Annotated in this window: 4 protein-coding genes; 1 reads left to right on the plus strand and 3 read right to left on the minus strand. The window is 47.9% G+C overall.

Going from position 1 to position 6,099, the window contains the following annotated elements; all coding sequences use genetic code 11:
- Nucleotides 1-149: 149 nt before the first annotated feature.
- Complete coding sequence (locus NTH01S_RS11020) at nt 150-1,943, plus strand: ABC transporter ATP-binding protein (RefSeq protein ID WP_084367347.1); 1,794 nt, start codon at nt 150-152, stop codon at nt 1,941-1,943.
- 4 nt (nt 1,944-1,947) lie between these two features.
- Here the strand turns inward: NTH01S_RS11020 and NTH01S_RS11025 are convergent, their stop codons facing one another.
- The 3 genes from NTH01S_RS11025 to NTH01S_RS11040 all read right to left on the minus strand — a co-directional run bounded on the left by NTH01S_RS11025 (nt 1,948) and on the right by NTH01S_RS11040 (nt 6,017).
- Entirely contained in the window at nt 1,948-3,621 is a 1,674-nt protein-coding gene (locus NTH01S_RS11025) for an ABC transporter ATP-binding protein/permease (protein WP_169802077.1), read from the minus strand.
- Nucleotides 3,622-3,676: 55 nt separating this feature from the next.
- A complete protein-coding gene (locus NTH01S_RS11030; RefSeq protein WP_169802078.1) occupies nt 3,677-4,885 on the minus strand; it encodes a YcaO-like family protein in 1,209 nt (402 codons plus the stop codon).
- A gap of 433 nt (nt 4,886-5,318) precedes the next feature.
- The gene (locus NTH01S_RS11040; RefSeq protein WP_245642384.1) at nt 5,319-6,017 is read right to left on the minus strand and encodes an ISAs1 family transposase; all 699 of its coding nucleotides are present in this window, start codon (nt 6,015-6,017) and stop codon (nt 5,319-5,321) included.
- Between the last annotated feature and the right edge of the window lie 82 nt (nt 6,018-6,099).

The raw sequence follows: 6,099 nt of genomic DNA on the forward strand, positions 1-6,099 counted from the left end.
GGCCGGGCAGCCAAAAGCTTGTGTGATTATAATCAAGCCGGATGCACGGTGAATATAGAAAATCTTTTGAAAGATCCTCCGTAATGTTATTATATTATAGCAGGCTACTTTTATTGATGTGAATATTAACATATAATTAGGATTTAAAAATGGTAGGCCGCCCCCTTAAAGAGCTATGGATTGTCCTTCTGAGGCCGTGGCGGGCGATGACGTCTCGTGAGAAGTTGTCCGTTGCCGCTATCATTTCACTGTCCATTTTCGGCAGCGTAGTAGTGTCTTTTTCGCCCCTTTTCTTGTCGTTTGTTGTTAACGGTCTGGGTAAGACTAATTTTTTTGCGTCATTTATTTTTATCCTTATCTACTGCGTGGCAGTGAACGGATCGCGTGCTATCTTGGCTACGAGCACCTTTTTATTTGTTCCTCTCCGAAAACAAATTGAAACGCGGATCGAACGCGCATTTTATGAAGATGTTCTCGGTCAGGAAGGAAATTTCTTCCTGCATTACAAAATCGGTGGGATTGGCCGCGATATTCACGATGCTACGCTCGGTTATATGCGCATTTTTTCCGCCATAGCGCTGTCAATTTTTCCCATCGCGTTACAGGAGATTATAGCCGTTGTCATCCTCATGCGTTCTGGGTTGCCGCTGGACGTAGCGATCTGTCTATTTGTTTTTATTGTTTCCTACGGGATCGTGTATTTCCTGCATTTTCGTGGTGAGACAGTGCTTTATTCAAAGACTTCTGTTCATGAAACTAAAACCGCCTCGATCACAACCGAGATTTTGTCCCATCAGGAGATTATACGGTCCTTTGGGCGAGAGGACATTGCGGTTGGAAGCCTGGTTAGAGCGCGCGAGGAGGGGACGCGCGCCTGGATGCTGTTTTCTCGTCAGTCAATGCTCCATGTTGCCCTTCGGGCTGCGCTGGCGGCGGGTGGTGGTATTATAATTCTTGGTCTGACGGGCTGGCGTGTATGCTCCGGGACGGCCAGTGTCGGTGATTTCGTCATGGTCTCCGCCTATCTGATCGCGACGATCATGCCGGTCGAGCAGTTAGGGTACGTCGCTTCTGAACTCGGGCAGGGTATGGAAGCGGTGGCGCGTTGCGGGAGGCTCCTTAGCCGTCCCTGTATGCAGAAAGCCGCTGACGATAACATGGCCGATGTCCCTGACACGCCGCTTGCCATTGACGTACGCGATTTGACGTTCTCCTATCAAGAAAAAGGCAGGGCTGGAGCGGCAGAAGACATCGCTCCAGCCTTGTGTAACGTCACATTCTCGCTGCCTGCTGGTGGAAAACTTGCCCTCGTAGGGCGCTCCGGCTCAGGGAAATCGACGCTCGCCAAGCTGCTGCTCGGTCTTTATCCAGTTTTGCCGGGGCATGTTTTCATGGACGATCGGGATATGGCGACACTGCCGGTCGGGCAATTACGCAACGCGATTGCTCTTGTGCCGCAGGATGTCTTTCTGTTCCATGACACGCTGCGTGCCAATCTGCTTTTTGCTAGGCCAGATGTGACGGAACATGAGATTGAACGTGCGCTAGAATACGCCGGGTTGGCGGAATTGATGGAGCGGTTGCCCGAGGGGCTGGAAACAATCGTCGGAAGTCAGGGCGCGCGCCTGTCGGGCGGCGAACGGCAGAGAGTGTCGCTCGCCCGGGCCTTTCTGAGGAAGCCACGCCTCGTGATCTTCGACGAGCCAACTAGCGCACTCGATGCCGCGACTGAACGAGCTCTTCAAGAGAGGATCGCCGAGATGACGCGGGATGTGACGACGATCACGATCGCTCACCGGCTTTCGACGATCGTCGAAAGCGACGAGATTCTGGTTCTGGATGGCGGACGTGTTGTAGAACGCGGAGATCACGCGACGCTTCTGTCTGCAAACGGGATTTATGCGGCGCTCTGGAAGGATGGTTTCTGCGATAAGGGCATTTGATCCTCTACGGTGTCATTTTCCGGGAGGTCCATGTTCCATCTCCGGCGAGATCAAGAGCATTCGTATGGAAATTATCGAGAGACGGGTGATGCGAGACGCTAACGATGATGCTGCCGGGAAGATGTGCGACCAGAGTTCGATAGAGCACGTCCTCCGATTGTGCGTCGAGCGAAGCCGTCGCCTCGTCGAGGAAGAGGATGTCGGGCTTGTGAAGGAAGGCGCGGGCGAAGGCGAGCTTCTGCAACTGGCCGGGGGAGAGGCGTTTCCTCCAGCGAGCAGTTTCGTCGAGCGCCGATCTGAACGGGGTCATCAGTGCGGCATTCAATGCTGCGGCATAGTCGACGTCTGTGAAATGTCCAGCGTGCTGAGGATAGGCGAGCGCGTCGCGGAGTGTTCCATCCGGAAAATAGGCGTGCTGAGGTAAGCTCATGACATTAGCCTCCTGCTGGAACTGGATCGTTCCGTTACCGTAAGGACATAGCCCGCCTAGTGTCCGCAGCAGGGAACTTTTCCCGCAGCCCGGGCTGCCCCGCACGATCCAGCGCTCTCCAGGGCGGATAGTGGCAGACAGATTGCCGATCAGCGTTTTGTTCTCTGGGTCAGTGACACTTAGATCGTGCAGGACAAATGCCGAATTGGCTGCGCGCTCGATGGCCGGTCGATGTAGTCGGCCTGCTTCGGCTGCGGCATTTTTCAACTCGGTGAGACGGGTGGAGGCTGCGCGGAACTGTTGGATCGTCGTGTAGTTATCGACGATCCATTGCTGACTCACTGTCAGCGCAGCAACTCCAGCTGCCGTCTGCATGAGGGCGTTCGCACCGATCTCATGGTGGAAATAGCGTGGCAGGAGAAGCAATGTGGGAATCTGAGCACCGATCATCGCCAGGACGCCGCGCAGCATGTCGAAGCGTGTATTGAAGAAGGCGAGACGAAGGACGGCGATTCTGACTGAGAGAAACTTCCGGAGCAGCGTTTCTCCCTCGCGCGGGCCGCCACGCATGAGTGCTATCGCCTCAGCATTGTTGCGAATGTCAGCGGCAGCAAAGCGAAAATTTGCTTCCGCCTGCTGCTGGTGGATTGTGAGGTTCTTGAACGCACGGCCGGCGAAAGCCGCGATGATTGTCACGAAACAGGCCCATGCGATGCTGAGCCAAAACATGCCGCCTGGGATCGTCAGCCTGTGTCCGGCCGATCCGAGAACAAGTGGACCACCTTTCTCCCAGACGAGCAGAGAATATGTCCAAAGCAGGGATATGTTTTTGAGGAATCCGATCGCAAGCGATAGTAGCGTGGTCGCAAACTGGTCGATGTCTTCAGATATGCGCTGGTCCGGATTGTCGATACGCCGTGTTTGCTCCATCCAGGCGAAGGAATTGTTCTGTAACCAGTCATGGATGACAAGTTTGGTTAGCCATTGCCGCCAGTCGATGCCAATCCATTTGATAAAGAGTAATGCCAGCGCGGCACTAACTTCCGCGGTGCAGACGGCGATTACGAGGGCGACCACGAAACTGATGAAATTATTCGAATCGGCAGATACTAAAAGTTGGGCGAGAGCGCCCTCCCAGCGCGTGAAGAGCAGCGAGCCATAGACGGAGATTTGCGTCGCGATAATCGCACCGATTAGCAACAGATAGCGCCGCAGAATGCCCTTCTTCGAAAACCAAAATTCTGTCACGAAATTTATCAATTGCTGAAAGCCGATCAATTAGAAGTTTAGCGGTAAATCGCTCTTATTTCATATATGACATTGCTCTTTGCCCAGGCAGCATTACAGCACCCATACGGACTAAATTGAATCTATCCAATATTGGGCAATGACAGCTGACAACGCTAAATAAAGAAGGTTCTGAGTGAATTTCATAGCAAAACACCTTTCCACCAACAGCGTCTATTTTGGAATATAATTTTTCTAGAATTGAATTTGTATCTATGAATACATCTGGATAATTCCAGTTTATTTTGGGCATAATTATTTCGTCTACATTAAAATTTACACAATCAACAAATTTTCTATAGTTTCCAACTGCAAGTAACGCTGATTTTTCTGCTTTAGACACTAAGTGAGATGTTAGGCGAACCTCATGATATTGTAATAGTTCGCAGAGGGCACGATAAGCCGCGTAAATTGGGGAGATAGAAGTGCCCGAGCCAATTGGAGGAGGATTTTCTGCATATAAATAGTCTTCTGAAACAGCACAAAAGCTTGGAACATCGATATTTGTAGTAATATCTATTAAAATTATATTTTTTAATGCCGATTTTGATAATATAATGTCGACTATGTTTTTTAATTCATCTGGCAAGCTATCTAAATTTATTATTTTTCCAAATTTTTTGTCGCCTAGAAAATGGTTAGCGAGAAAAATAGAGAGAGCGTCACGCTCGATAAGCTCGCTGATGCTGTGAATACACGCCTCTTCATAAGAGTTTGCGATAGAAATTCCGGAATTTGTTCCAAATTTTAGAAGTTTTTTGTAGTCTAAGTTATCATGAAGATGATTTTTATTTGTGTAATCAACGAAAGACAAAAATACAGGAACATAATTTATTTCTTCTGAAAATATTCTTTTATAAGGTAAACACCCTAAAGTTTTCCCTTTTTGTCTAACTATTTCACAATAATAAGGTGTATTTTTAATTGTATCGTTAAATTCTAAAAAATCAGTCTTCAAATAATTTATATTTTCTGAAATTTGTTCAAAAGAAGAGAAATAATGCTCTACAGATTCGTATATACTTCCAACTTCTGATGTTTTTCCCAACCCTTTTCCATATCCAACACTTAAAATATCACTCTTATTATTTTTTATTATGCATTTACTTGTTGTGTTAGATTTTCCTAATGAGGATAGCTCAAAGTGCCATGACTTAGATTCTGCATATTTGTTTATCAATGATATTGAATACTCAGCGGAATACTTCCGTTCGATGAATTTCATTTTTATCACCATAGAAATGGCGGAAGAAAGATATTAAACTTTCTTCCGCTTTAAAAAGCCTTCTTATTAAGAGGCAATCTTCTTGAGAATTCGATCTTCATCTACGGTTAACTGATCTTTTGAAGTAAGATTCTGATATTGTTTGTTTTTAGATCGAGAATGATTGATTGCAGATAGTGCTGAGACCTCGGGTTTGGTTTGGTGAGGATATTCGATGCCCATGTTTTTTATCCTTTCCTTGATCATTTTTGTGGAATTTCTTTCCACAAAAATGATCAAGGCATAGAAAGAAAATTAAAGTAAAGTAAATTCGTTTTACTATATGGGCCCGAAGCGGCCCTATTGCAAAGTTGGGGTAAGGACGCAGGTAATCCTAGTTGATTGATGTTTCAGACGTTGTAAATTCCGAACTGCCTTTCGACCAGACCAGGGCTTACGCATGAAAAATGCCAGTAAGTATTTGCTGCATGTATTTGTCATTCCATGCGGCCATTTTGCGTCGCCCTTTGACGCTTGCTTTTGATGTTTGATGACGCCGCACGAGGTTGATGGCTATTTTCCGTAGGAGCGAGAAGTTTTGTGCGGCATTTCGGTCGCGTATTTGGCAGTGATCCTCGCTGAAAGACACATCAAGCACCCAGTGGAGAGAGTTTTCGATGTGCCAATGCTGACGAATGGCTTTGGCCAAAAGCTCCGGCGGTGCAGAGATGCTTGATAGAAAATAGCGGATTTCTGGGTTTATTTTCTGCGATCCCGTGACACTACGGATCGTTTCCACGGCGAGGACATTAGCCAAACCGGGCCAATCCTGGAGCGGTTCTAACGCTACCGCGTCAGGGCACACGAACACACGACGTCTTACGAGGCGGCCATGATGATCATCAAACCCATCAAGAATGGGGTGGGTACTGGCCTGACGTTCAAAGCAGGTTTGGGCGCAGAACTCTTGAACAGCCCTGTGCATTTTGCCCTGATTGCCTTTCAAAGCGATGAGATAATCGGCCTCTTTCTCAAGGATTTTAGCCGCAATCGCCTTCTGGCACCCCATGGCATCAAGCGTAACGATTGCGTTTTTAATCTCTAAAACAGCCAGTAAATCCGGGATGGCTGTGATCTCATGGCCCTGTTGCAAAGTTCAGTTTGGGTCGCCTGGGCCCCGTTTGTTTTGATTTTCGAACGATTTAGAAGCTGAATTGTCTTTCGATGAGACGCAC

Origin of the sequence: Neokomagataea thailandica NBRC 106555 (assembly GCF_001598495.1) — a bacterium.
Lineage (GTDB): Bacteria > Pseudomonadota > Alphaproteobacteria > Acetobacterales > Acetobacteraceae > Gluconobacter > Gluconobacter thailandicus_A.